The sequence below is a fragment of the Oribacterium sp. HCP28S3_H8 genome, from assembly GCF_052064775.1.
Taxonomy (GTDB): Bacteria; Bacillota; Clostridia; order Lachnospirales; family Lachnospiraceae; genus Oribacterium.
This window is the reverse complement of record NZ_JBQHUZ010000004.1, coordinates 20,071-45,601: the sequence shown is the minus strand read 5'-3', so window position 1 is coordinate 45,601 and position 25,531 is coordinate 20,071. Positions and strand designations below refer to the sequence as shown.

General features: G+C 47.8%; 21 protein-coding genes and 1 pseudogene. 1 reads left to right on the top strand and 21 read right to left on the bottom strand.

Annotated features, from left to right (window positions below; genetic code table 11):
• Positions 1-3: 3 nt before the first annotated feature.
• The 3 genes from ACTNEN_RS05885 to ACTNEN_RS05875 all read right to left on the bottom strand — a co-directional run bounded on the left by ACTNEN_RS05885 (position 4) and on the right by ACTNEN_RS05875 (position 3,585).
• Positions 4-1,548: a Y-family DNA polymerase gene (locus ACTNEN_RS05885; protein ID WP_441205120.1), complete on the bottom strand. Its 1,545-nt coding sequence runs from the start codon at positions 1,546-1,548 to the stop codon at positions 4-6.
• Between the two features lie 122 nt (positions 1,549-1,670).
• Positions 1,671-2,402 (bottom strand): sulfite exporter TauE/SafE family protein, encoded by a 732-nt coding sequence (locus ACTNEN_RS05880; protein ID WP_441205119.1) that lies wholly within the window; start codon positions 2,400-2,402, stop codon positions 1,671-1,673.
• 337 nt (positions 2,403-2,739) lie between these two features.
• A complete protein-coding gene (locus ACTNEN_RS05875) occupies positions 2,740-3,585 on the bottom strand; it encodes an HAD-IIA family hydrolase (protein ID WP_441205118.1) in 846 nt (281 codons plus the stop codon).
• Positions 3,586-3,943: 358 nt separating this feature from the next.
• Here ACTNEN_RS05875 and ACTNEN_RS05870 point away from each other — a divergent pair, with 358 nt between their 5' ends.
• Complete coding sequence (locus tag ACTNEN_RS05870) at positions 3,944-4,531, top strand: LysE family transporter (protein WP_441205117.1); 588 nt, start codon at positions 3,944-3,946, stop codon at positions 4,529-4,531.
• A 98-nt stretch (positions 4,532-4,629) separates the two neighbouring features.
• Here ACTNEN_RS05870 and ACTNEN_RS05865 read toward each other — a convergent pair whose 3' ends face one another.
• The 18 genes and pseudogenes from ACTNEN_RS05865 to ACTNEN_RS05780 all read right to left on the bottom strand — a co-directional run bounded on the left by ACTNEN_RS05865 (position 4,630) and on the right by ACTNEN_RS05780 (position 25,424).
• Positions 4,630-5,865, bottom strand: a complete 1,236-nt coding sequence (locus tag ACTNEN_RS05865; RefSeq protein ID WP_441205116.1) for an ABC transporter ATP-binding protein — start codon at positions 5,863-5,865, stop codon at positions 4,630-4,632.
• Between the two features lie 78 nt (positions 5,866-5,943).
• Positions 5,944-6,708 (bottom strand): glycerophosphodiester phosphodiesterase, encoded by a 765-nt coding sequence (locus ACTNEN_RS05860; protein ID WP_441205115.1) that lies wholly within the window; start codon positions 6,706-6,708, stop codon positions 5,944-5,946.
• A gap of 105 nt (positions 6,709-6,813) precedes the next feature.
• Complete coding sequence (locus tag ACTNEN_RS05855) at positions 6,814-8,238, bottom strand: ABC transporter substrate-binding protein (RefSeq protein WP_441205114.1); 1,425 nt, start codon at positions 8,236-8,238, stop codon at positions 6,814-6,816.
• A gap of 137 nt (positions 8,239-8,375) precedes the next feature.
• Positions 8,376-9,260, bottom strand: coding sequence for a carbohydrate ABC transporter permease (locus ACTNEN_RS05850; protein ID WP_441205113.1), 885 nt, complete (start codon positions 9,258-9,260; stop codon positions 8,376-8,378).
• On the bottom strand, positions 9,260-10,150 hold the full coding sequence (locus tag ACTNEN_RS05845; RefSeq protein WP_441205112.1) for a carbohydrate ABC transporter permease: 891 nt from the start codon (positions 10,148-10,150) through the stop codon (positions 9,260-9,262). Before ACTNEN_RS05845 ends, ACTNEN_RS05850 begins: the two co-directional genes overlap by 1 nt.
• Positions 10,147-11,358 carry an ABC transporter ATP-binding protein gene (locus ACTNEN_RS05840; protein WP_441205111.1) on the bottom strand — a complete coding sequence of 404 codons (1,212 nt, stop codon included), beginning with the start codon at positions 11,356-11,358 and terminating at the stop codon, positions 10,147-10,149. The genes ACTNEN_RS05845 and ACTNEN_RS05840 overlap by 4 nt, the downstream gene beginning before the upstream one ends.
• A 189-nt stretch (positions 11,359-11,547) precedes the next feature.
• Positions 11,548-12,348 carry a bifunctional hydroxymethylpyrimidine kinase/phosphomethylpyrimidine kinase gene (thiD, locus tag ACTNEN_RS05835; RefSeq protein ID WP_441205110.1) on the bottom strand — a complete coding sequence of 267 codons (801 nt, stop codon included), beginning with the start codon at positions 12,346-12,348 and terminating at the stop codon, positions 11,548-11,550.
• Positions 12,349-12,427: 79 nt separating this feature from the next.
• Positions 12,428-14,296, bottom strand: a complete 1,869-nt coding sequence (locus tag ACTNEN_RS05830; protein WP_441205109.1) for an LCP family glycopolymer transferase — start codon at positions 14,294-14,296, stop codon at positions 12,428-12,430.
• Positions 14,297-14,897: 601 nt separating this feature from the next.
• Positions 14,898-15,680 (bottom strand): annotated as a pseudogene (locus ACTNEN_RS05825) (RnfABCDGE type electron transport complex subunit B); the annotation flags it as partial.
• Positions 15,681-15,696: 16 nt separating this feature from the next.
• Positions 15,697-16,311 carry an electron transport complex protein RnfA gene (locus ACTNEN_RS05820; protein ID WP_441205108.1) on the bottom strand — a complete coding sequence of 205 codons (615 nt, stop codon included), beginning with the start codon at positions 16,309-16,311 and terminating at the stop codon, positions 15,697-15,699.
• A gap of 4 nt (positions 16,312-16,315) precedes the next feature.
• Entirely contained in the window at positions 16,316-17,014 is a 699-nt protein-coding gene (gene rsxE / locus ACTNEN_RS05815) for an electron transport complex subunit RsxE (protein WP_441205107.1), read from the bottom strand.
• 17 nt (positions 17,015-17,031) lie between these two features.
• Complete coding sequence (locus ACTNEN_RS05810; RefSeq protein WP_441205106.1) at positions 17,032-17,646, bottom strand: RnfABCDGE type electron transport complex subunit G; 615 nt, start codon at positions 17,644-17,646, stop codon at positions 17,032-17,034.
• Positions 17,643-18,590, bottom strand: a complete 948-nt coding sequence (locus ACTNEN_RS05805; protein ID WP_441205105.1) for an RnfABCDGE type electron transport complex subunit D — start codon at positions 18,588-18,590, stop codon at positions 17,643-17,645. Before ACTNEN_RS05805 ends, ACTNEN_RS05810 begins: the two co-directional genes overlap by 4 nt.
• Complete coding sequence (gene rsxC, locus ACTNEN_RS05800) at positions 18,590-19,987, bottom strand: electron transport complex subunit RsxC (protein ID WP_441205104.1); 1,398 nt, start codon at positions 19,985-19,987, stop codon at positions 18,590-18,592. Before rsxC ends, ACTNEN_RS05805 begins: the two co-directional genes overlap by 1 nt.
• Positions 19,988-20,401: 414 nt before the next feature.
• Complete coding sequence (gene glmS, locus ACTNEN_RS05795) at positions 20,402-22,240, bottom strand: glutamine--fructose-6-phosphate transaminase (isomerizing) (protein ID WP_441205103.1); 1,839 nt, start codon at positions 22,238-22,240, stop codon at positions 20,402-20,404.
• A 537-nt stretch (positions 22,241-22,777) separates the two neighbouring features.
• Positions 22,778-24,037, bottom strand: coding sequence for a DUF4349 domain-containing protein (locus ACTNEN_RS05790; RefSeq protein ID WP_441205102.1), 1,260 nt, complete (start codon positions 24,035-24,037; stop codon positions 22,778-22,780).
• A gap of 74 nt (positions 24,038-24,111) precedes the next feature.
• The gene (locus ACTNEN_RS05785) at positions 24,112-24,867 is read right to left on the bottom strand and encodes a hypothetical protein (protein ID WP_441205101.1); all 756 of its coding nucleotides are present in this window, start codon (positions 24,865-24,867) and stop codon (positions 24,112-24,114) included.
• Positions 24,864-25,424 (bottom strand): RNA polymerase sigma factor, encoded by a 561-nt coding sequence (locus ACTNEN_RS05780; protein WP_441205100.1) that lies wholly within the window; start codon positions 25,422-25,424, stop codon positions 24,864-24,866. Before ACTNEN_RS05780 ends, ACTNEN_RS05785 begins: the two co-directional genes overlap by 4 nt.
• Positions 25,425-25,531: the final 107 nt, after the last annotated feature.

The following is a 25,531-nucleotide window of genomic DNA, read 5'->3' as shown; positions in this document are numbered from 1 at the left end:
TTTTCATGCCTTGTGGCCTCCGATCTGCATATTCCTTTCCCGCATTGTGGCACCCTCCAGGAAATTCATGCCTCGCAGCACTGCATTATGACCGAATTTCTTTTTAATTTCCAGTGTCGCGTCCTGCATTTTCCGTTCTTTTTTTATTGATTGATCTAATGAATTCCGCTTTTTCTCCTCTGCGTCGTAATCGGTAAAGAGATCCAATTGCTCCCAGGTGCCGGTTTGATTGCCAAAGGTATTCTTTTTTTTAGAAACTATTTCTTCCGGTTTCACATGACAGGCAGTGATGTTTATACGTCGAATCGTAAGGACAGGATCTGTAATTTTATCAAATAAAGAAGTTACTGCGGTAATGATTTGCTGACCCGAGCTCATGCTAAAAGGAAGATTGACGGAACCATGTGCAGGTTTTGGAATCATTCTTCCATACCAATCTTTTTTCACCGGACCATGATAATTTTTTCGATGATTTGGATCTGTAAGATTTTCTATATCATAGCCGATATCCAGCACCAGCTGATCCGTTACCAGCCGTTTATCAACAAGGTCAAGGACAAGTGCGTCTGTCATCTCCTTTACAATGAGCCGAGCGTTATCTCGATCGTAAGGGCAATGCAGTACCTGTCCGGAACAAAGGCTTCTGTCCTCCGGACGATAGGCTTTGATCTCCTTAAGACCACAGCTCTCATACCCCCATGCGTGATCAATCAGAAGCTCTGCATTCACACCAAAGGCTTTATAGAGCATGTCCTCGTCCTGCAGTGAGCATCTGGCAATATCGCCCATTGTATATAAGCCTAAAGCACTAAGCTTCTTTATGTAACCACCGCCGACTCTCCAGAAATCTGTAAGTGGTCTATGCGTCCATAAAAGCCGCCGGAAGCTCATTTCGTCCAGCTCTGCAATCCGTACACCATCCTGGTCTGCCGGAATGTGTTTGGCGACAATATCCATGGCAATTTTGGCAAGATATAAATTTGTGCCGATGCCTGCCGTCGCCGTGATACCGGTTGCATCCATCACAGCATGAATCATCCTGACACAAAGCTCATGCGGTGTCATGGCATAGGTATTAAGATAAGGCGCAACATCCATAAATACCTCATCAATGGAATACACATGGATATCCTCCGGTGCGATCCATTGAAGATAAATATGGTAAATGTCCGTGCTGATCTTTATATAATGTGCCATTTGTGGTGTCGCGACAATAAAATCAACCGCAAGAGAAGGATCTGCTGCCAGCGCTGTCTGGTTCGCCGACTTTCCGGTAAAAGGATGACCATGGTTTTTCCGTTTTCTTTCTGCATTCACCTCGCGAACTCTTTCCATCACTTCAAAGAGCCGTGCCCTGCCGGGAATGCCGTAAGATTTTAGTGAAGGCGATACCGCGAGGCAGATCGTTTTTTCCGTGCGGGAAATATCTGCAACCACCAGATTGGTTGTTAGTGGATCAAGATTTCGCTCGTGACATTCGACGGATGCGTAAAATGACTTGAGATTAATTGCAATATAAGATTTGTTTCCGGTATACTTATCCGCCATTATTTCTCCCATTGCCTACTTAAAAAATATATATAACAGAACATACATTCTGATTATATACAAAAATGCCTCTGATTGCAATTAAAATGAATAACCGGAAGGCTACGATCCGTAAGCAACCTTCAAAGTGGTGACAGCATATATACACCGGCAAGAACCATAAATATGCAGACCACCTTTCGGAAGGCATCCTGCCGGATTTTCCGGAACACCTTTAGCCCCACCACTGTTCCAATGCCAAGACCGAGAACCGCCGCTATACAGTACATCCATACCTGTGATGTAAGGTGCCCCATAAAAATATGGGTGAGCAGCAGATATATTGAGGATAAGAAGAAATACATCTGCAGTGTTGCTGCGTACTCTTCCTTGGAATCCGTAACACTGAGACAATACAGTACCATCGGCGGCCCGCCAATGCTCATGAGACCGCCCATGATTCCACTCAGCGTTCCTGCTGCAAGACCTGACATGATCCAGTTCCCTGCTTTTGCTGCCTGCCGCGTTTTCATCATCCAGAAAGAAAGCATGATCAGGCAGATCCCGAGGATCTTTCTTAGCATTACGTCCGGAACAGCGGACTGGATGCAGATGCCGATATATCCGAAAACCGCATTGGCTATCATCGGTAAGACAATAAGCCTCCAGCGAATATTTTTCCAGTACCTGAGTGCAATAGCGCATACCATAACCGAGGATGTAACGACCTCAAGCACGGAAGCTGTCTGAATGCTCAGAAAAACAGGGAGAATGGACATTAATACGATGGCATAGCCAAATCCTGAAACGGATTGGATAAAACTACCCAAAACCGCGGTCCCAAAAATGACCGCCAAAATGCTGTTGTACTGCATATGTTTATCCTGCCCTTTCCTGCTGCGCTCCCCGGTTATCGGCCATGCCGGAAGCTATTGCTACTAAAATTTTTATATACTGGGAGTAATTTGTCACTAGAAACAATTTGTTATAATATTTAACTAATTATGGCATAAAACAGCAGGATGGTTCAAGAGGCAATCCGTTTCAAGCAGAAATTGGGAGCAAGAAATGGTGGAACAGTTTGCTCGCCATCCAGCATCATGCAGCCAGCTCTTAATGGCGATGGCTGCAAAAAGCCTTTTGGCATATACAGAAAATAATAAAAAACGTACCCGAAAATGCGGCAGACATTCGGGTACAAATTACTGTACTTTACTTTTCTGTGACCTTTGTTACTGTCACATTGGCTGCGCCGCTGACGCTCTCCTGCGCCGCTTTTTTGGCAAGCCTTGGAATGTCTCCAACGCCGTTCAGTACGACACTAGGACGATAGGCATATTCCTTAAGCGTTTCCTGAGTTGAAATACCGGACAGCACAAGCACCGTAGACATACCGCTTTCCAGACCTGTGATGACATCCGTATCCATACGGTCGCCAACCATCACTGCCTCTGCAGAATGACAGTTCAGAATCCTGAGCCCGGTCCGCATCATCAGCGGATTAGGCTTACCACAGAAGTAGGCCTTTTTACCGGTTGCAATTTCTATTGGCGCAATCAGCGCACCGCAGGCCGGAGCAATACCGTGCTCAATCGGGCCGGAGACATCGGAGTTTGCACCGATCAGCTTGGCGCCCGCCAGCACCAGATTGGTCGCCTTGGTCAGCGCATCCAGCGAATAGGACTTGCCCTCTCCTACCACGACATAATCCGGGTCGACATCATTCATCGTGATACCCGCATTGTAAAGTGCGTTAAAAAGTCCCGCTTCACCGATTACGTAGGCGGAGCATCCCGGCGCCTGATCCTTGAGAAACGCTGCCGTCGCAAGCGCACTGGTATAGAAATGGTTTTCCGATACATCCAGTCCCATACGGCTCAGCTTCTGGCTCAGCTCCTTCGGCGTACTGCTGCTGTTATTGGTAAGGAAAAGATATTCCTTTTTGGTATCCTGAAGCCAGTGTATAAATTCCTTAACACCTGGAAGGATGTTGTTGCCATAATAGATGACGCCATCCATATCGCAGATGAAGCCTTTTTTTGCATTGAAATTAATCATGATCTGTTTCCTCCTTGATCTATTTCCCGCTTATCATAATCTGCGAATGTGAACTCCTTATGAATTTTCCGTTATTTCTTAATGTTCTTGCTTTTCTCTGAAATTTTACAGATTCCTCATCGATCTTTGAGATATGTGTTCAATTTATTTCACAATCGGAGCTTCCTGTAGTATATTTAATCAATATGCACGCAGGTCCAGATCAAGGCTGAAAACCAAAATACGAAATTCCTGTGTGAAGCAGGACGGAATCAAGCTAAGTGCCTCATCAGGAACTGTATCAAGGCCAAGACAAGACCTCAGAAGTAAGCGACAGGACAAAAAATCCAGCCATCGATATCAACAGAGAGGAGTCGCCATGCCAGGATCCATTATTCCGTCTTTTTTATTTTATTGTTTCATAAACGGCATTACCCCGGGACCGGCAAATCTCACATCGCTTAATGCCGCGCTGCGCTATGGCAGGGATGCTGCATTACGTCAGTGGAGCGGCATCTTTATCGGATTTTTTGCGGATGCCATGTTTGCGGTATTTCTGAATTTCTTTGTGGGAGCTGCGCTTGGATCCAAGGTTCGGTATCTCTCTTATGTCGGCATAGCCTATATCCTATGGCTGGCTGTTCATATACTGAGGAGCACCGGTACCGGTGAAGCAAATGCAAAACAAAACTGCAATTTTCTGACAGGCTTTTTTGTGCAGATCACCAATGTCAAGGTCATCCTTTTCTGCATTACTGCACTCGGAACTTTTGTCCTGCCCTATACGGACAACCTCCGGCAGCTTATATTGGTAGGCTGCTTTCTGCCGTTTACAGGACCGATCTGCAACCTGGTATGGCTGTTTGCGGGAGTCTATCTGCAGGGAATCTTCCGTAGGCATGAACGCGTCATTAACATCATCATGTTTATCGCGCTCATTCTGTGTGCGTTAAATCTCCTGAGATAAAACCGATGATACCACAATCATGACCGGGAGCTGCGGCTCTGAGATAAGATAAGAAAGGATACTTTATCATATCCTGCACACAGAGGGCTTACGGGAACCTAGACTTTCTCCGGCTCGCTCAACAGGCTTTTCCCGCTTGTTTCTGAAAAAAGGTGAATATCGCTACCCAGAAAGCTGAACGCGAGGGGCTGCCCGGGCTGAAGCTGCATGCTCTCCCACTGAAGCGCCGGGATCACCGCCGTACGGTCACCGTCACAGGCAGTGAAATGAAGCTGTACGGTTGCGCCCATGAGCTCTGATACATCGGCTGTGCCGGGAAGCGCATGGAGCCCGGCATTCACAGGCTGTGTAGGGAGAGGCTGCGCTTTTGCGGTGCTTCCGGACTGTGTAAGGGATTCCGTTTGCATGAGCAAGATGTTTTCCGGGCGGACGCCGATGATCACATCCTGCACAAGGGTTCCGGAGGAAACAAGTGTTTTACATGCGTCCTTTGGCAGAGGAAAAATGACATCTTCAATCTCGACCTTATATTCCGTCCCTGTTTTAAGAAGTGTGCCTTTAAAGAAATTCATTTTAGGAACGCCGATAAAGCCAGCAACAAAAAGATTTGTCGGATGATCGTAAACCTCCTCCGGTGTTCCGATCTGCTGGATCACCCCATCCTTCATTATAACAATCCGGTCACCCAGCGTCATAGCTTCGGTCTGATCATGGGTAACGTAGATAAAGGTGGTCTTTAACTGTTTTCTCAGCTGAATGATTTCTGCCCGCATCTGATTCCGAAGCTTTGCATCCAGATTGGACAGTGGCTCATCCATAAGCAGCACCTTGGGATGCCGGACAATGGCACGTCCGATGGCAACTCTCTGTCGCTGCCCACCGGACAGAGCTCCCGGCTTCCGCTTTAACAGATCCTTGATTTCCAGCATTTCTGCGGCTTCCTGCACTCTCCTGCGGATTTCTTCCTTTGGAGTCTTGCGAAGTTTTAAAGGAAATTCCATATTCTCCTGCACGGTCATGTGTGGATACAATGCGTAATTCTGGAAAACCATCGAAATATCCCGCTCCTTGGGAGGCACGTTATTCATGAGTGTGCCATCGATATAGAGATCTCCCCGGCTGATGGATTCAAGACCGGCAATCATCCGGAGTGTCGTGGATTTACCGCAGCCGGAGGGACCGACCAGTACAATAAACTCCTGATCTTTTATTTCAAGATTAAAATCCTCAACAGCGTGTACACCCTCTTCGGAAATCCGGAGATTCTGTGTTCCGTCAGGTTTATCCTGTGCCGGATAGATTTTTTCAATATGCTTTAATGTAACCGATGCCATAATGCTCCTGTCTGATGCTGCTTTCAAAAAATCCTCTGTCTATTTTGCAGCTCCTCTAAGGGATCTGCATTCACGGATTTATTTTAAAAAACTTCTGACATAGTCCGGCCGGTTGGTGATGATTGCATCCACACCCTGACGGAGACATTCCTCAATGTCCGGCTGCTCGTTAACCGTCCAGACATGTACGGAGAGACCATGCGCATGTGCATCCTTTACCAGAGATTCATCGGACAGATGATAGATCGCAGGATGCAGGGCATTGACTCTCAGGATGTCCTTGGCATACGAAATGACCTTTACCGGGCGATCACCGTAAAGCATCCCGGTAACAGCATCGGGTCTAAGCTCACGAAGAAGAACCAGGCTCTGATGACCAAAGGAGGAGTAGATCACGCGATCCTCCATGCCCATTTCCTGTGTGATCCGCAGCACCTTTTCCTCGATGCCCGGATAGGTGAATATACCTGTTTTAAGTTCTACGTTGACAAGCATCTTTCCCGGCTTGACGAGTTCATAGACCTCCCGGAGCGTCGGAATCACGGCAGTGGTATATTCCGGATGTGTCCGATTAAAATGCAGAGACTTGAGCTCCGCAAGCGTATAATTTTTAAGAAAGCCCATTCCATCAGAGGTCCGGTCAATTTTTTCATCATGACAGACAACGACCTCTCCGTCTTTTGTAAGCTGAACGTCAAGCTCGATCCCGTCTGCACCCTGCTCCTCTGCAAGCTGAAATGCCTCCAGAGTATTTTCCGGTGCATATTGTGAGGCACCACGATGTCCCCAGATCCTGCAGGGATGATCAGATGCACGATTGTTATTTTGATTTTGCTGTTTCATTTTTTTCTCTATTTTTGGAAATTGCAGATGAACCAAAGACACCTTTGCTTAAGATATCCCGGAAAAGGCATGTAAAGCAAGGGTGTCTGGTAGTTTTGTAATCAGTTACCCATTGACCAGGTTATAGTCAGAAATTGCGGAGTTGATCTGCTCTGCCATCTTTGATGCGGTATCCTCTGGTGAGGCATCGTTATTGAGCATGTTTTCAATTTCGGTTTCCACGATCTGACGAGCCTCCGGAAATACACTCAAGAGTGCGCCAGCGGATTCCGGTGTGGAATCATGCAGCTGATCAATGGCAGTACCGAACTGAGGATACTTTGCAAGGTTATCCTTAAATACCTGTTCATCATGTGCAGCGGTTGTTACAGGGAAGTATCCGGTCTGAGCATTCCAGTATGCCTGAGATTCCGGAGAAACCAGGAATTTCACAAACTCCCAGGTTGCTGCCTTTTTGGCATCATCTTTATTATCCAGAGCCCAGAGTGATGCACCACCGATGGAAACACCGCCCTTGTCGGAATCGGAAACCTTAGGGAAGTATGCAGTGCCAACTTCAAACTTGCCATTGACATCCTCCAGTACCTGCTTGAGAGATGCGGTGGATCCAAGCGTCATTGCAGACTTTCCGGAAGAGAAATCTACAAGTCCGGCATCGCCGCCACGGCCTACCATTGGAGCTGCACCGGAAGTATAGAGGTCTTTCCAAGCCTTCAGGATGTTTACAGCGGCACCGTTGGAATCAAATGCAACTTTGGTGGCAGCTGTTTCTCTGCCGTTTCCATTATCCACATAGGCAAGACCCTGCTTGCAGCAGAACTGCTCAAAGAACCAGCCATAGATGGAAAGGGAGATCGCTTCCCCTGCCCCGCCATCCTTTACAAGCTTGTCTGCAACCTTACCAATTGCCGGGAGGCTGTCCGGAATCTCGGTGATACCGGCTTTATCAAACATATCTTTATTATAGTAAAGGATCGGTGTGGAGGAGTTAAATGGCATGGAGTACAGTTTATTGTCGACGGTATAATACGCGGCGATATTTGGCTCGAGCTTTGACACATCCCAGCCATCAGCGTCGATTAGCTCCTGCATTGGGACCACCCATCCGGAGTCAATCATAAAACGGGTGCCGATATCATAGATCTGTACAAGATCTGCGCCCATGTTTCCGATCTGCGCGGACTTCAGCTTATTGATTGCGTCGTCGTATTCACCCTGGAATTCAGCGGTTACGTGGATGTTTTTATCATTCTCCTCATTAAATTTATTGATGAGATAATCAAGGGCCTGTCCGTTGACACCACCCATGCTATGCCAGAATGTGATTTCTGTCTTATCGCCGGATGCAGATGAGGCACTGGAATCCTCAGAGCTTGCCTTTGTAGCTGATGCATCTGCCGCAGAGGAAGTCTGCGTTTCAGTCTGAGCAGCACTTGTGCCTGCATTGGGTGCGGATGTGGAACCGCAGGCGGAAAACAGCATGGAAGCCATGGCAGCACCTGCAGCGACTCTTAACATGTTCTTTTTCATAATATTTGCTCCTTAAAAAATATGTATAACGCCAAATGGCGCAGATACCAAAGATATGTGATTATAATCTGCTTCTCTCAACTGCGCGATTCCTCTGCTTTGAGATGCGGAAAAATGGACCTCAAAAGGGATAGGGATCAGCCCTTGACAGCGCCGGAAAACATGCCGCGGATCAGCTGCTTCTGACCAATGATAAAGATGGATATGGATGGCAGGATGATAATTACTACACCGGCAATCATCAGTGTCATGGACTGCGCGTCTACAGAATTGAGCATGGAAATTCCGATCTGCACGGTCCGCATCTGCTGGGAGCCGGTGACAAGCAGCGGCCACATATACATGTTCCAGGCATTGATAAAGGTATATACTGCCATGGCTCCGATCGCGGATTTGGTGAGCGGAAGCAGGATTCTGAAGATAAAGCGAATGTTGGAGCATCCATCAATCATCGCCGATTCATAGAGAGAAATCGGGAAGGACTTGTAGAACTGCCGGAAAAGAAAGATTCCCATAGCGGAGGTCAGATAAGGAATGATAAGGACGTGGTAACTGTCCAGCCACCCCCATCCGCTGACCGTCAAATAATTGGAAATAATGGTAGCCTCTCCCGGGATCATCATAGTTGCCATGAGCAGCATAAACAGGACTTCTTTCCCTTTAAAATTAAGGAAGGAAAAGGAAAACGCCGCGAGTGAGCAGGAAATGATCTGTCCGATCGTGATCAGTCCCGCCACTATAAAGGAATTCAGTACAAAGCGGAACAGAGGAACCTTCTGAAGCGCATCCCGGAAATTTGTAAGCGTCGGGTGCTTTGGTAGCAGGTTCATTTCCGTAGAAAACAGCTCTCCTGAGGGCATAAACGCAATGCTTACAGCATATAAGAGCGGCAGAAGGATGAGGAATGCAAAAATTACATTGGTGATCAGCAAAGCACTTGTTTTTAAGCGGCGCCTTTGAAGCGCTTTTGCATTGGCAGTATTTTTTAGATGATCGATTTCCTCTTTGGTGAGTGTGGACATCAGTAGCTGACTCCTTTCTTCTCTGCCTTAAACATAAGTAAGGTAAGGCACATGATAATGACAAACAGGATAACAGACTCTGCTGCGGCGCTTCCGAAGCGGTAATTAAAAAATGCATCGCGGTAGATGGAGTATACGATCAGGTTGGTGGCATCTCCGGGACCGCCTTGTGTCAGGATCTTGACCTGACCGAAGGACTGGAATGCCTGGATGATATTAACAACGATGGTATAAAACAGGATGGGACTCAGTCCAGGTAATGTCAGATGGACAAACTGGCGGACCGGACCGGCTCCGTCCACAGAAGCTCTCTCATAAATGGTTTCATCAATGCTCGCAAGACCTGCGGAAAAGTAAAGGAAGTCAATGCCGCTGTTCAGCCATCCGGTGAGGATCGCAACGAGGACCAGCGCGTATCTCGGGTCTGCGAGCCAGTTGATATTGAGATGCAGGAGCTTGTTTACGATGCCGATGGATGGATGCAGCATAATCCGGAAAATCATCGCGGCGGAGCTTGAGGCGATTGCCATAGGCAAAGCATACGCTGTACTGAAAAAGCGTATACCGGGGAATGTCTTATTGCAAAGTATTGCACCGATCAGACCCAGCAGCATGCTGATGGAAACAACGATGATGACAAAAACCAGAGTTACATACAGGGAGTTGATAAAGGTACTCGATTGAAACAACTCTTTATAATTCCCAATACCCACAAACAGTTTTGCCTGTCCAAGCTTGTTGGTTTTATAAAAGCTGAGATATATAGTTTTTAAAAACGGCCAGAACAAAAAGATGGAAAAAATGAGGATGCTTGGGACGAGATAAAGATATGGTTCTGTGGCAGAAAATACGTTTCGGATGCGGGAAATTCTGGAACTGCTGTGATTCATGCTTGCCTCCTTTCTGTTGCTAATGTTTCCGGATCGGCAGGAGTTCCCGGATACAGAAGATTTCTTCCACTTTCCGGATCAAAAAGCTGCATATGTTCTGTGACAATCTGCATTGGAATCCGGTCGTGGTCGGAAATTGTATCGTTCCGTTTCATACTGATAACAATCATTTTTTCTTTTTTACGGGAAATGCCAAAAGGATCTGCAGCAGACACCATATATCCATGGAGCAGATAATCATTACCGAGATTCTCTACAACAGCCGGCTCAAACAGGAAGTCTGCAGCCTGATAGCTGGATACCGGGATAAAATCCTCCGGACGGACTCCAAGAATCAGATCCTTCTGTGCATAATTTCCATGAAGAGTTTCATTATGGCTATCCCCATGAACGGCACTTTCTACCGTTTCATCGGCTTTTACCTTAAGATTTTTACCAATGAGGGAAAAGCCGAAGGCATCCTCCCGGGATTTGACCGGGATAAAATTCATTTCCGGGCTCCCGATAAAACCGGCTACAAACTGATTGATCGGATGCCGGTAGAGCTCCATTGGAGCAGCCACCTGCTGTACAATACCATCCTTCATGACCATGATACGGTCGGCAAGTGTCATAGCTTCGACCTGATCATGCGTTACGTAGATCATGGTGGCGTTGAGCTTTTTATGCAGTCTGGAAAGCTCCACGCGCATTTCGGCACGGAGCTTGGCATCGAGATTAGAGAGCGGCTCATCCATGAGAAACGCCCTGGCATTTCTTACAATGGCGGAACCGATGGCGACTCTCTGCCGCTGTCCACCGGAGAGTGCCGCGGGCTTCCTGTGAAGAAGTGCGGAGATTCCAAGCATATCAGCTACGCTCATGACCTGCCGTTCTATTTCTTCTTTAGGGAGCTTACGAACCTTCAGGCTGAATGCGATATTGTCAAAAACCGTCATGTGCGGGTAGAGCGCATAATTCTGGAAAACCATCGCAAGATTCCGCTCCTGCGGCTCCAGCATGTTGCTGAGCTCTCCGTCAATGTAGAGCTCGCCGCTGCTGATTTTTTCCAGCCCTGCGATCATACGGAGTGTGGTGGATTTACCGCAGCCAGAGGGACCGATAATCATAAAAAACTCATGGTCGTGGATTGTGACATTGCAGTCTTTCACGGCATAGAATCCGTTTTTATAGAGCTTGGAAACATTTACAAGAGATATTTCAGACATAGACCTTTCCTTAATGACATAAAAGATTCCCGTTTATGAATATCAATTTCTCATTGAACGTGCTCTAGTCTACTGACAGGAAGTAAAATCTATGGAAATGGTAATGTTAAAAAAAGATTAAAAAATCCGCAGCTGATGTCTGCGGATTTTACAAAGACTTATATTGATGTGTTCCGTCCTATGGCTAATCTATACTTTGCTATAGTCGCCCTTGATCATAAATCCATGATCCATGGGACCTGAGCCTTTGCCTAGATCCAGCATAGCATTCAGAGCTCCGGAGATATAATTTTTAGCATAGCGTACGGAGTGTTCCAGATCCAGTCCTTTGGCGAGATTGGACGCGATCGCCGAGGACAAGGTGCATCCGGTACCATGTGTATTGGGATTGTTAATGCGCTTTCCCTGAAACCAGACACCTTTGCCGTCAGCATAAAGATAATCATTGGCGTCATTGAGCCGATGACCGCCTTTTACCAGGACGGCACAGCCAAAGCGTCCGGAAATCGCGCGCGCGGCAAGTTCCATATCCTGACTTGAGTTAAGCGTCATCTCCGCGAGCACCTCGGTCTCCGGAATGTTGGGAGTCACAATCGTTGCAAGAGGGAGAAGATTAGACTTGAGTGACTGCAAGGCACCGTTTCCACTCAAACTTGCGCCGCTGGTCGCCACCATGACAGGATCTAAAACAATCTGGCGTGCCTTGTAAAAGCGTAATCTTTCCGCGATCACGTCGCAAAGCTCCCCCGACGGGATCATGCCGATTTTAACTGCATCTGGAAAGATATCCGTAAACACAGAGTCAATCTGTGCTGTGAGAAATGCAGGCGTCACCGGTGCAATTGCCTGGACACCGCATGTATTTTGTGCGGTCAGTGCGGTAATGGCAGTCATTCCGTAAACATGGTGGGCAAGCACGGTTTTCAGGTCCGCCTGAATGCCTGCGCCGCCACTTGCATCGCTTCCCGCGATAGATAAAACCGTATGCATGGTAATTATGCTCTCCTTCTTAAACTGCAGCATCCTTGCTCAGCTGATTTTATAAATGCCCCATTTGGTGAATGTATGATTAGCTCACGCCGGGACCTGCGCTGCTGTCTGCATCGGAGTTGTCACGCCCCGGTCCGCTGGAAATGGTTTCGGAGGCTGCGTTCGTATCCGACCCGGATTTAGTGGAGCTGCTCTTGGTGCTCTTTGTTTCAGCAGTATTCTCTTGTTCAACTGACGTTTCCGTGTTCTTGCTGTTTTGCTTACGATCCTTACTTCCGGCTGTGGTTTCCGTGACTTCTATAGACATGTCATCTGCCGTCTTAGTCTCTGTACGCTGCGTGGACTTTTCTTCTCCCTCGGTAGATTCCGTGAGCTTACCTCCGGGACCCTCGATGCCATTTAGTTTGGCGGAGGAACTGTTCTTATCTGTGTCTGTATTAGTTTTCTGCTCTTTATTGGATTTCAGCTCATCAATGGACTCGATGGTTTCGTTTTCCTTTGCAGCGCGGCTGGTTTCAGATGCAGCAGGGGATGCTGTAGTTTCTGCTTCGATTTCCGCTAAAATCTCCTCTGTTTCAATTTCAGGTGTCTTAGCTGTTTTTACAGAAGTGTTAGACTTGCCGGATTTTGCCTTGCCGCCACCGGTTCCTGCTTCCGGTGCCGGTGCCTCCGGATCCACAACGCCGGTGACCTCCCCGATATGGGCGCTGATTTTAGCTACGGTATCAGATACGGCGTAATTCTGGTCATCATACAGCAGCTTATGCAGGTCAACGACATTACTGCGCAGCGTCGCGGGAACGACGACATTCATCTTGCCGACATTCATGGTTGCCCGTGCAAATGGAAATCCGGTGGAAGTTTTGATGTTATAGCTTCCGGCATTTTGCGCAAGCTCCGCAAGATCCGATGCGCCGATGCTGGTATGCAGCATGGGGATGACCTGGACAGCGGCGGAAACGAGCGTTTTTTTATCTGCCTGCTTTGCTTTGTCGAGAGCGAGGCTTATGACCTTACGCTGCCGGGCGGTGCGGTTAAAATCTGTGTCCATGAGACGCAGCCGTCCATACGCTACGGCCTGGACACCGTCAAGATGATTGGCGCCCGCGTGGGTGAGCTGTGTGGAACCAATCCCTGTAGAATTGACGGTTTCCGTGATAAATGCATTGATATAGGAAAACTCTGCGTCGCTCAGTTCCAGATCGACGCCGCCGAGCGCATTGATGCCTTTGGCGACAGCGGCCCAGTTAAACGTAATGTAGTCATCAATTTTAAGATCCAGGTTTCTTTCCAATGCATGTACCGCCTGTGTATGGCCACCCTTGAAGTAAGCCTCGTTCAGCTTATGGTAAGTCCCTTTATCATCAATCTGGGTATAGGTATCCCGGTAAACGGATACCAGGGTCACGTCCTTGGTACGGCGATTGATGCTTGCCACCATGATGACATCGGATAAGGCGCCTGCTTCCAGATTTCCATCTCTCGAGTCCACGCCAAATACAGCCAGTGTCCAGTATTTATTACCGATGTAAGGCCGAAGGAAGCTCCACGCACCAAACAGGATCATGAGGATCAGCACCATCGCGATGATGGGCTTCCAGAATTTCTTTTTTCTGCGGTGCTGACGGCGGGGATTCCCGGGATTAAGCTGCATTCGTCGGGGATCTGATTGCATAGAACCGGCAGAATGTGTTGATCTTATTGAATTTTCATAAGGATCATCACGGTATTGCTTTGTACGCGCGGATGCGGTCCGATGTACATTGATCTTATCTGTGTCTTGGCAATCTGTGGCGCTTCTTGAGGATGGTGTTCTCCGCAGTACATGACTGCCCCGCTGAAACTCCTCGTCAAAATCATCCTCATAGGATGCTTCCACAGGTCTTGTCCGATACCGGAGCGTATGCATTTCCGTGGATCCTGTACGGCTTTTACCGTCTGTATTCATGCGATTTAAATTCCTCCTGTATATTGACTTTTGACGGAACATTGAGAGGTTGTAGTACATCCCCCTCAGGACAAATGGCTCCCTGTAAACCGATAGATTATTTCAGATTACATTATATATTGATAGTGCAAGAGATCGGTCATGGATACCTCTTTAATGGCATTATAGCAAAGGAATGCCTTTAGTGCCGGGAATTTAGCAATTTGTAATAAAGCATTTGGAATTATTCTGTCCCCACGATATCTTTGCCTTACTTTTAACAAAAAAAGAACTGTACCCAAAGGATACAGTTCTTAATGATACGATTATTTCATTTTTATAGTGCCTGCCTCGCAGATACAATACTGTAAAGCATTGCGTAGATGGGTAAGATGAATGAAGAAAACAATACCTGCAGCAATGTATGGAGACAATACAAAAAGCATCAAGCCTGTGCCGGAGTCTCCTTGGAAGCTGCTGCCTCAACAGGAGCCTTTGGTGCTGCTGCAGTCGAAACCGCATTTTCAGCCGGTACTGTTTTAGCTTCTACAGCCTTTGGAGCTGGAGCGGTTTTTGGAGCTGCCGGCTTTTTAGCTGCAGGATTTACCGGACGCTTACCGGTAATCGCACCGGTCGGACACTTCTGGGCACAAATGCCGCAGTCCTTGCACTTTTCATTCATGACCGCGAGATCATCGATGACATGGATCGCATCAAACGGACAGTTTTTCTCACAGAGACCGCAGGCAATACAGCCGATGGAGCAGGCGTCACGCACAGTCTTGCCCTTTAAGTGGCTCATGCAGGCAACAATGTGCTTTTTCTTATATGGAACCAGTGTGATGATGTTCTTAGGACAAGCCTTGATACAAGCTCCGCAGGAAGTGCACTTCTCCTTATCGACAACAGCAACGCCGTTAACGATGTGAATCGCATCAAACTGGCAGGCCTTTACACAAGAGCCATATCCACAGCAGGAGTACGGGCATTCCTTCTCGGAACCGTTAGGAACTACAGAGAGATCTGCGCAGTCTGCAATTCCAGAGTATTTATATGTCTGCTTTGCCTTACTGCAGTCGCCCTGACATCTTACAAAGGCAACCTGCTTTTCCTTGGCATCTCCGGCAGAGGTACCCAGGATTGCGGCGATTTTTTCCGCAACAGGCTGACCACCGACAGGACACTGATTGGCAGGAGCTTCACCGGAAGCAATCGCCTTGGCACAGCCGTCACATCCGGGGAAACCGCAGGCACCACAGTTGTTGCCCGGGAGAGCTGCTCTTACTGCAGCTTCTGTTTCATCAACGTTAACCTTGAATTTCTCGGATGCAACACCAAGAAACATACCAAGGATCAGACCAGTCGCACCGACGAGGGCGGCAGCGACAACGATAAATGTTACCATATGCTCTACTACCTCCTTAAATCAGTCCGCTGAATCCAAAGAATGCAATCGCCATCAGGGAAGCTGTAATCAGAACGATCGGAGATCCCTGGAAGGAATGTGGAATCTTGTCATTTCCTTCGATGATATCTTCACGGATTGTTGCCATCAGAATCAGTGCAAGTGCAAATCCAATGGAAATACCAAGACCGTAAACGATACACTCTGCCATATTGTATCCATAGGATACGTTATTAAGAGCAACACCGAGTACAGCGCAGTTGGTAGTGATCAGAGGAAGATAAACACCAAGGGCATCATAGAGACCCTTCATATTTTTCTTCATAAACATCTCAACAAACTGAACCAGTGCGGCAATAACCAGGATAAATACAATGGTATTAAGATATTCCAGGCCATCCTTAAGTCCCAGAGCTTTACACAGAGGACTGGTCGCACTGAGAAATGCGATGTAGATCAGATGTGTTACAAAGGATGCAAGGCAGATAACAAAGATAACTGCGGCGCCCATACCCTTGGAGGAATCCACCTTCTTGGAAACACCAAGAAATGCGCAGATACCAAGGAACTGGCTCAGAACGACGTTTGATACCAGTGAGTATTTAATTGCAATCAGTAAAAGATGTACCATGTGCTTAAGCCTCCTTCTTTACAGGAGCCTGAGCCTTTTCCTCGCTCTCTGCGAAGCAGCCCATGCAGTTTCCGCTGCATACGAACTCCGGATTCTCAGCATCACCGTTGGTTGCGGATGGCAGTTTCAGCTTGTTCTGGATTGCAGTAAGTACAGCCAGTACAAGGAATGCTCCGGGAGCCAGAACCATGATACTGATATGGTATGCCTCCGGGATGAGCTGGAAGCCGAAAATGGATCCGGCACCTAGCAGTTCACGGATGGAACCAAGTACAGTCAGTGCAAAGGTAAATCCAAGTCCCATGCCGAGACCGTCACAGAAAGAAAGCAGTGGCGGGTTAAAAAGGGCATAAGCCTCTGCACGTCCCAGGATGATGCAGTTCACTACGATCAGCGGGATGTAGATACCAAGAGCGGAATAAATGCTTGGTACATAGGCCTGGATCAGCATTTGCACGATGGTTACCAGAGAAGCTACTACGACGATCTCGCCGGGCAGTCTCATGCGATCCGGAATCACATGTCTCAGAGCTGAAATCAGCAGGTTGGAAAACACGAGAACGGCCGTAGTGGAAAGTCCCATACCAATTGCATTGATGGCACTGGTTGTAGTAGCCAGCGTAGGACACATACCAAGCATGATTACGAAGGTAGGGTTCTCTTTGATGATACCGTTGTAAATACGTTCAACATATTTGTTCATATCCGTCTCCTCCTTCTTTACTTTTTATTTAAGATATAATCCTGTACAAATTCTGTAGAAGCATTTACAGAATTGGTAACTGCCGTGGATGTGATGGTTGCGCCAGAGATGGCATCAATTTCATCCTCTCCTGCTCCACCGCCCTTTTTAACGGACAGGTTCATACCCTTACCGGCAAACTGCTCATAGAATGCGGGCTCGGTTGCCTTCTGTCCAAGACCAGCAGTCTCCGGAAGTGCTTCCGGGAAGGAAATACCGGTGATCTTAAGATCCGGAGAGACACCTACGACAACAATGTCATCTCCGCCGTATCCGGCATTGGAGGCCTTTACGATATAACCAATTTCGTTACCGGAGGCATCCTTGGCTGCTACAACGGAGTAAAATTTTGTGCCTGCATGATTTGCTGCAATCGTGCCATCATCTGTGGCCTGCTTAAGTGCATCAGCGTAAGCTTCGTCATCATAGGAGTCTGCCGGGATAACCTTGGCATAGGCTTCCATGGTGGATTTATTATTGATTTCCTCAATCCGGTCCTTGGTCATGCCATATGCACCGCCGAGCAGAAAACCTGCTACCAATGTAATGAGAGTCAGAACAAGGGCATCTCTTACAAATGAATCCTTTTTCATGATTTGCTGCCCTCCTTTCCGAATGCCTTTGGAATCGTTACGCTATTGATCGCCGGTACCAGAATATTGGTCAGGATGATCGCATAGGATACACCCTCCGCGGAACCGCCGAACAGTCGGAAAAGACCTGTCAGGATGCCAAGGATGATTGCAAATACAATCTGGCCATTAGGTGTAATCGGTGATGTCACATAATCGGTTGCCATAAAGAATGCACCGAAAATCAGACCGCCGCCCAGGATCTCTTCCAGAGTGAACATCAGGTTAAAGCCTCCAAAGAGGAAGGTAAATACTGCAACAGTTGCAATGTATACACAAGGAATCTTCGGAGAGATCACCTTGCGGATAATCAGATATGCAGCACCGATCAGAAGACAAATCTTGGAAACCTCACCAATGGTACCGGGGATCCGACCGATAAACTCATCAACAAGGCTTACAGTTGCACCATGGTCTGCCTTGAGTACAGCCAGTGCAGTTGCACCGGAAAAGGTATCTGCTCCAACCGGTGTAAAGGATGTCATCTTGCCCGCAAATGAAATCAGCAGGAAGCATCTTGCACCAAGTGCCGGGTTCATCCAGTTGTGACCAAGTCCGCCATAAAGCTGCTTGATAACAATGATGGCAAATACCGCACCGAGGCAGGGGATCCATACCGGGATGTCCGGAGGACAGTTCAGTGCAAGGATCAGCCCGGTTACAGCTGCCGACCAGTCACCGATGGTGATCGGGAGCTTCATTGCCTTCTCGTATACATACTCTGAGAGTACCGCAAAGGCGATGGTAAAAATCACAACAAGTGCCGCATTGAGCCCCCACTGCAATACACCGTAGATGGTTGTAGGGATCATTGCGATTACTACATCTCTCATGATTGAGGAGGTCGTGATGTTGTCACGGATATGAGGATTGGCGGAAAGATTTAAAAGCTTTGTGTTTTCCATTACTTCTTTACCTCCTCTGCCTTTTTAGCTTCTTCCTGCTGAGCCTTTTTAGCAGCCTCGGCCTTAGCTTTGGCAGCTGCTGCTCTTCTCTCGCCGTTGACACGTCTCTTCATCTGCTTAAAGCCCTGTGTAAGCGGTCTCTTGGCAGGACAAACATAAGAGCAGCATCCACACTCGATACACTCCATACCATAGAGTGCTTCAAATTTTGCACTGTTCTTGGCAAGAGCTGCCTTCATCATAAGTGTCGGCATCAGATTTTCAGGACAAGCTGCTACACAGCGGCCGCAGTTGATACATGCGGTTGTCGGCTCTGCGGAAACCTGATCATGCTGGAACGCAAGGATTGAGCTTGAGTTTTTAGCAACCGGGATGTCCAGCTTAAACAGAGGGATACCCATCATCGGACCACCGGAGATGATCTTTTCCGGAGCGACCTTAAATCCGCCTGCTGCAGCAATGACTTCCTGATAGTTGGTGCCAAGTGGTACACGGAAGTTTCCGGGGTGCGCAACGGCATCACCTGTTACCGTAAGGATCTTCCGTACCAGAGGCTTCTGAAGACATACTGCCTCATAGATTGCAACGATGGTATCAATATTGTCCACAACAACACCGGCATCGGCTGGCAGCATGGAAGAATTGATCTTTCGTCCTGTAACTGCATAAATCAGCTGACGCTCACCACCCTGCGGATACTTGGTCTTGAGTCCGAGCACCTCGATATTAGGCTCATCCTTTACCATCTCGGAGAGTCTGGCAATGGCTTCCGGCTTGTTATCCTCAATGCAGATTTTACCCTTGGCATTAGGGAAGATCGAGAGCACAACCTTCAGACCGCCGATGATTTCCTCTGGAGTTTCCATCATATCTCTGTAGTCAGATGTGAGATATGGCTCACATTCCGCTCCGTTTACGAGGAAATAGTCAATCTTATTGATGTCCTTTGGCATGAGCTTTACATTGGTCGGGAAACCGGCACCGCCAAGTCCGACAATACCTGCTTCTTTTACAATGCTTACGATTTCGTCTCTGGAGAGCTTTGTATAATCTCTCTTTTCGCCGAAACCCGGAATCGTCTCATACTGCTTGTCGTTTTCGATGATAATAGCGTCAGCTATGGCACCGCCGGCTGTAAGTCTCTTTTCGATACCCTTTACGGTACCGGAAACCGAGGAAATTACAACAGCGGAAATAAACCCGCCTGCTTCCGCGATCTTCTGACCGACCAGAACATGGTCACCCTTGGCTACGATTGGCTTCGCCGGGGCACCGATGTGCTGAGAAAGCGGGAATACCATGAGTCCCTCGGGCTTGATCTCTACGATAGGCTGATCCTTCGCAAGATCCTTGCCGTCATAAGGATGGACGCCACCTTTAAAAGTGGAAACACCCATATGTATACCTCCAAAAATTTAATAGACATTGTGTATTATAACCAATTTTTTATAAAAGAACAATAAATTAGCAATGAATGCACAGGAATAAATGCATATTTTTTTATAAAAAATTAATAGTTATACGTTAAATAATTGTCATTCTTACACAAGAAAAGAATCTCTGCCAGTTCCCTTGAATATGAATAATTGCACAATGTATACATGTATCACAGCCTTTCGGCTGGAATATTATATATTACAAATGATCATAACGCGTACATAAATATAAGAGACCCGGACGCAAAAAGCATTCGGATCTCTTATGTATCAGTCTGTATCAGTCGTCTAAGTGAATGGTGTAACTATTTTGCTTCAAGGCGCTTCATCGTTTCATATTTTCTAAACGATCAAGCACGTCAGACTATATTTAACTTATTCTACGGTGACAGATTTTGCGAGATTTCTTGGTTTATCAACATCAAGTCCTTTAGCGACGCTGACATAGTATGCCAGAAGTTGCAGCGGTACAACGGCAAGGCTTGTCGCAAAATAAGGGTCAGTGGACGGAACATATACGGTAAAATCTGCGGTATCTTCTATATTATAATTACCATCAGTAGTGAGTCCCATCAGATATCCGCCACGGCTCTTGACTTCGACCATGTTTGAAACGGTCTTTTCAAAAAGCTCCGGCTGTGTCAGGATTCCGACGACAAGGGTGCCCTTTTCAATCAAACTGATGGTCCCATGCTTAAGCTCTCCTGCCGCATACGCTTCGGAATGGATGTAGCTGATTTCCTTAAGCTTCAGGGAGCCTTCCAGTCCGATGGCATAGTCAATGCCTCTGCCGATAAAAAATACATCCTGTGCGTTGGCGTATTTGGAAGCAAACCACTGGATCCGCTCCTTATCCTCCAGGATCTTGCTGATCTGCTCCGGGAGTGCCTCCATTGCGGAAATCAGTTCCGCATATCGCAGACTATCAATCTGTCCTCGTACTCTTGCAAACTCGATGGCAAGTGCATATCCGGCGATCAGCTGCGTGCTGTATGCCTTGGTTGTGGCAACAGCAATTTCCGGACCGGCGAGCGTGTAGAAGACATGATCCGCTTCCCGTGCAATGGACGAACCGACAACATTCACAATGGCAAGCGTCCTGAGTCCCCGCTTTTTAGCCTCACGAAGCGCAGCAAGAGAATCGGCGGTTTCTCCCGACTGGCTTATAATAATCACCAGTCCGTCCGGGTCAAGAATCGGATTCCGGTAGCGGAACTCTGATGCAAGCTCTACTCTCACAGGGATCCTGGCAAGACCTTCCAGCACATACTGGCTGACCACACCAACGTGATAAGCAGAACCGCAGGCAACGATGTAGATCTGACTCACCCTGCGGAGGTCATCATCACTGAGTCCAATCGCGCTGAAATCCAGAGCGCCGTTCTTTACTACGGAATGAATTGTGTCGCTCACCGCCTTGGGCTGCTCATGGATTTCCTTCATCATGAAATGCTCAAAGCCGCCCTTTTCTGCAGCCTGAGCATCCATATGGATTTCGACAAGCTCCTTCTCTACAGGTTCCTGGTCAATGTTAAAAAATTCAGCCTTTCCCGGGGTAACCTTGGCGATTTCTTCATTGTCGATATAGTAGACCTTCCTTGCGTATTTAAGAATTGCCGGTACATCGGAGGCAATATAGCTCTCACCCTCTGCCGTGCCGATGATCATCGGTGCATCCTTCCGTGCCGCGTAAAGCTCACCCGGATGATCCTGGAACATGAACTCAAGCGCATAGGATCCGCGGAATCGTATCATGGCGCGGGAAATTGCGTCTATCGGACCAAGCTTGTATTTCTGATAATAATAATCCACAAGATTGACCGCAATCTCGGTGTCCGTCTGCGAATAAAATTCATATCCGTTTTTCAGAAGCTTTTCTTTGATTTCCTGGAAATTTTCGATGATGCCGTTGTGTACACCGACTACGGTATGATGAAAGCTGATATGCGGGTGCGCATTGGTTTCCGAGGGCTCGCCGTGGGTAGCCCAGCGGGTATGCCCGATGCCTGCGGTACCTTTTAAAGATGCGCCGCCGTTGATTTTATCTGACAGCACTTTGAGACGTCCCTTGGCTTTTATAATTTTGATTTCATTGTCGTTGTCTCTTACGGCAATACCGGCGGAGTCATAGCCTCTGTACTCAAGCTTTGCAAGTCCGTCCAGAAGGATCGGTGCAGCCTGCTCGTTACCAATATATCCAACAATTCCACACATAAAAAAATTCTCCTCTCACAAAGTGAAATCCCGGTGCGGCTCTCGATCAAAAATGCGTACATGCGTAAGCCTTAAATAAGCCGACTTTAAATAAGCAGAGTACTGCTCTGCCCTTTTATCCTGCCGGAATTTCATATACTGTGAGTGAGAAACCTTCTGTTACGGTTTTGATTCCGCTTTTTCTGTTTTCTCTGTCGATTCACTACTCCGTGACAGTATCCGCCGAGTCTTTCGATCACTGTCATCCTCGTCAACCAATTACGGTCCTGGCGCTAATGAGCCTTGCTTTAACCTAAAATATCTCCTTCCGCTCAAGGCTCATTTTCCCATACCATAGCACATTTTCCCTGGATGCGCAACCCGGGCACCTTTGGCAGGAGCTTTGATGTCACCTGCATGCTGCGGTATCAGCGAGACCAGGATATCGCAGCGTGTGACGTATTTATATCAAAAGGTGGCGTAGACTAGAGCTTTACCGTGGTTTATTACAGATAACCATGCGAGAAATCCATGCGATACATAGCAAACCTTAGTCCATCATGCTTTCGGGGTGTCATCAGTGGCAGAAGCATTCGCATCCGGAACCTGTGGAGTGCCGGTTTTATCCTGGCTTTTTCGTCTCATCAAATGCTTTTTCCGGATTTTTTTCCCTGCGAATGCAAATACCGCAACAGCCGCGAGCGTGACGAGGATCTGCGGAAGATGCGTGATGATGCTTACCATAAGGTTTGCCGCATCAGAGACCAGTGCTCCGGTATTTTCCTTGAGCCCCTCCCGGATCCGGTCCTGGAGACGATCGCCCGTACCGGTTGTAAAGGCACGAGTTTCTTTTACGCTGAGCGTCACAGTCGAGTATTGCACCTGATTGTCATACAGCCGGAGGTTGGATTCCAGTGACTCGAGCTGGTAGCGAATGTCACTTAGCCGGGACTCGATCGCAATCACTGCATCCATGGACTCTGCCTGCGCCATAAGCTCAAGAAGACGATCCTGCTCTGCGGTCAGTGCCTTTTTCCTGGACTCGATGTCATGATACTGAAGCGTGACATCCTGTGTATTTTCTGTTTTCCGTGTGAGATGCGCTTTACCGGATGCAAACATTAGGAAGCTGTCCAGCTTCTCGGACGGTATCCTCAGAGTGAAGGTTGCGTACCGGTCCGTAGATGCATAGGTGCTTGCCGCCTGCCCTTCTGTACCCTGGATATCCGAACTCTCAATATAGCCTCCCAGTGCCTTGGTTTCCGACGAAATATCCGAAAGAAAGGCATCAAAATCATCCGTTTCAAAGGAAAGATCGGCGTTTCGGATGAGCTTCCGATCCGGGCGGATCTCGTTGCTGCCGACGGCGCTGTTGTCTGCAGCTGAAGCTTCACTGGTGGCTCCCGTCAAATCATCCGAAGAGTCTTCCATCAAAGCTTCTTCAGTATCCTCCAAAGAGCCTTCCCCATGTGCCGAGGTGCCGGAGGAAGCCCCGGGATATGGAGACGGATGAACCGACGCGGCTTTTAAACCGGATGTACCTGACGCCATGTCTCCGCTCATGACCGTCTCACCCCGGGAACTGTCCGCCTCTTGCGAAACTGCGCTTAACTCCTGCCGGAAGCTTTGCGTCGCCTTAGCTCCCGCACCGCAGGCATTGAGACATCCCATCGCGAGCAGCAGTACAGCACCCGCCACTATAAGCACTCGGCGTTTTGAAGCTTTCCTGCCAAAACCAAAGCTCCTGTATTTAAAGTGGAGTTTCTTACAAAAGGTCCTGAGCGGATCCTGCATCGGCTTAAACTGCTGTTTCTTCATGATTCCACCTCCTGTTCTCTTTCACGACATGGCGGGCTATTTGGATCGTCTGCTTTTTGCGCGACCAGTGACGTTCAGCTGATTTTCCGGATCAGCTCGAGCATGTCTTCCTCTGTGAATGCTTCCTGCCCGGCATCGACCGCGTAGCTGTATGTTGTTTTGCCGTCACCATCTTTTGCAGACCAGATTGCATTTCCAACTTTGCCATCCTTCATCCGAAGCGTCACATCATGTCCTTCAAGTGTAAGTGTTTTCTCCTCATCATAGCTTGTGTAATCTCCGCTGATGTCATCGGAGCTAAGGGATTTCCGGATCCGGAAGCCCTCCTGACCAGCGGGACCGGGACTTAAGTAAAGGATTTCCAGAGTCTCACCGGGTATCGCACGGTATGTAAGCGAGGTATACGAACCGTATGCATCCGGTGCCTCGATTGTTATACCGGCACTCTGCTCTGCTTCCTCGAGTGTAGAAAAATCCATCCATGGATTGCCAATGGATAACGCTGCGCTGTCCTTTGTCCCGGCTGCTGCTTTACTTCGGATTTCCGGAGCTGCTTCAGTGAGATCCGGGGAAGTTTCTGTTTCTATGCCGGCGGCAAGCTCGGAGCGGTAAGCATTCACCTTGGCCTGCTTTATGGTATGAATCGCGATACCGGACCCGAGTACCACGATAACTGTAGCGGCTGCAGTCCATACCTGTCTCCTGAAGTGTGACGTTTTGCGGTTTGGCATGTGGAGGACAGGAGCGTTGTCTTCCGGAGGCGCAGCTTCTTCTATGTAACGGTCATCGATCTTTCCTATCGCATTCAGCAGTTTTTCCTGTCTTGTCATATCGCAATTTCCCCTTTTATGAGTTCTGCCCTGAGCTTATCGCGGCTTCTTTTTAACGTCATTTTGACCTTGCTTTCACTTAACGCATACTGTCCCGCAATCTCCTTTATCGAAGCACAATACCAGTAACGCCGGACAAAAACCTTTCGCTCCTCTGCCTTCAGTCCGGAGAGAAACTGATTCAGTACATGTATCAGAGCCTGCTGGTCTACAATCCCTTCAACGTCAGATTTCCCGGGCAATGTTTCCTGAAGCTCATCCAAAAGGACGGGGATTTCTCCGCCGCCACGCTTTTTAGCATGTATTTCTTCGTATTTATTAAGCGCAAGATTTCTGGATATCTTTCCGAGAAATGCCTTTAAAAATGAGGGTCTTGCCTCAGGCATGGCATGCCAGGCGCTGAGCCACGTATCATTCAGGCACTCTTCTGTATCCTCCGGATTTTTGAGAATGTTTCCGGCGATATATTTACAGTATCTTCCATACTTCTTTTCTGTTTCAGGTATGGCATCTTCCGATCGACTCCAGTAGAGGTCGATGATGTCTTTATCTTCCATGAAAGCGAACTACTCCCTTACGTCTACTTTGATTATCTGCTTTTTTTACTACTCTATTCATCTCTTTTCATCCTAACAGACAGGAATCGCTGGAAAGGCGTCACAAA

Excerpts from the sequence above, each read along its gene's own strand:
- ACTNEN_RS05780 (WP_441205100.1), bottom strand. The coding sequence starts at position 25,424 with ATGGAAGATAAAGACATCATCGACCTCTACTGGAGTCGATCGGAAGAT.
- ACTNEN_RS05790 (WP_441205102.1), bottom strand. The coding sequence starts at position 24,037 with ATGAAGAAACAGCAGTTTAAGCCGATGCAGGATCCGCTCAGGACCTTT.
- ACTNEN_RS05875 (WP_441205118.1), bottom strand. The coding sequence starts at position 3,585 with ATGATTAATTTCAATGCAAAAAAAGGCTTCATCTGCGATATGGATGGC.
- ACTNEN_RS05880 (WP_441205119.1), bottom strand. The coding sequence starts at position 2,402 with ATGCAGTACAACAGCATTTTGGCGGTCATTTTTGGGACCGCGGTTTTG.
- ACTNEN_RS05855 (WP_441205114.1), bottom strand. The coding sequence starts at position 8,238 with ATGAAAAAGAACATGTTAAGAGTCGCTGCAGGTGCTGCCATGGCTTCC.
- thiD (WP_441205110.1), bottom strand. The coding sequence starts at position 12,348 with ATGCATACGGTTTTATCTATCGCGGGAAGCGATGCAAGTGGCGGCGCA.
- ACTNEN_RS05820 (WP_441205108.1), bottom strand. The coding sequence starts at position 16,311 with ATGGTACATCTTTTACTGATTGCAATTAAATACTCACTGGTATCAAAC.
- ACTNEN_RS05845 (WP_441205112.1), bottom strand. The coding sequence starts at position 10,150 with ATGAATCACAGCAGTTCCAGAATTTCCCGCATCCGAAACGTATTTTCT.
- ACTNEN_RS05865 (WP_441205116.1), bottom strand. The coding sequence starts at position 5,865 with ATGGCATCGGTTACATTAAAGCATATTGAAAAAATCTATCCGGCACAG.
- rsxC (WP_441205104.1), bottom strand. The coding sequence starts at position 19,987 with ATGGGTGTTTCCACTTTTAAAGGTGGCGTCCATCCTTATGACGGCAAG.
- ACTNEN_RS05885 (WP_441205120.1), bottom strand. The coding sequence starts at position 1,548 with ATGGCGGATAAGTATACCGGAAACAAATCTTATATTGCAATTAATCTC.
- glmS (WP_441205103.1), bottom strand. The coding sequence starts at position 22,240 with ATGTGTGGAATTGTTGGATATATTGGTAACGAGCAGGCTGCACCGATC.
- ACTNEN_RS05810 (WP_441205106.1), bottom strand. The coding sequence starts at position 17,646 with ATGAAAAAGGATTCATTTGTAAGAGATGCCCTTGTTCTGACTCTCATT.
- ACTNEN_RS05830 (WP_441205109.1), bottom strand. The coding sequence starts at position 14,296 with ATGAATACAGACGGTAAAAGCCGTACAGGATCCACGGAAATGCATACG.
- ACTNEN_RS05785 (WP_441205101.1), bottom strand. The coding sequence starts at position 24,867 with ATGACAAGACAGGAAAAACTGCTGAATGCGATAGGAAAGATCGATGAC.
- ACTNEN_RS05850 (WP_441205113.1), bottom strand. The coding sequence starts at position 9,260 with ATGTCCACACTCACCAAAGAGGAAATCGATCATCTAAAAAATACTGCC.
- rsxE (WP_441205107.1), bottom strand. The coding sequence starts at position 17,014 with ATGAACAAATATGTTGAACGTATTTACAACGGTATCATCAAAGAGAAC.
- ACTNEN_RS05840 (WP_441205111.1), bottom strand. The coding sequence starts at position 11,358 with ATGTCTGAAATATCTCTTGTAAATGTTTCCAAGCTCTATAAAAACGGA.
- ACTNEN_RS05860 (WP_441205115.1), bottom strand. The coding sequence starts at position 6,708 with ATGAAACAGCAAAATCAAAATAACAATCGTGCATCTGATCATCCCTGC.
- ACTNEN_RS05870 (WP_441205117.1), top strand. The coding sequence starts at position 3,944 with ATGCCAGGATCCATTATTCCGTCTTTTTTATTTTATTGTTTCATAAAC.
- ACTNEN_RS05805 (WP_441205105.1), bottom strand. The coding sequence starts at position 18,590 with ATGGAAAACACAAAGCTTTTAAATCTTTCCGCCAATCCTCATATCCGT.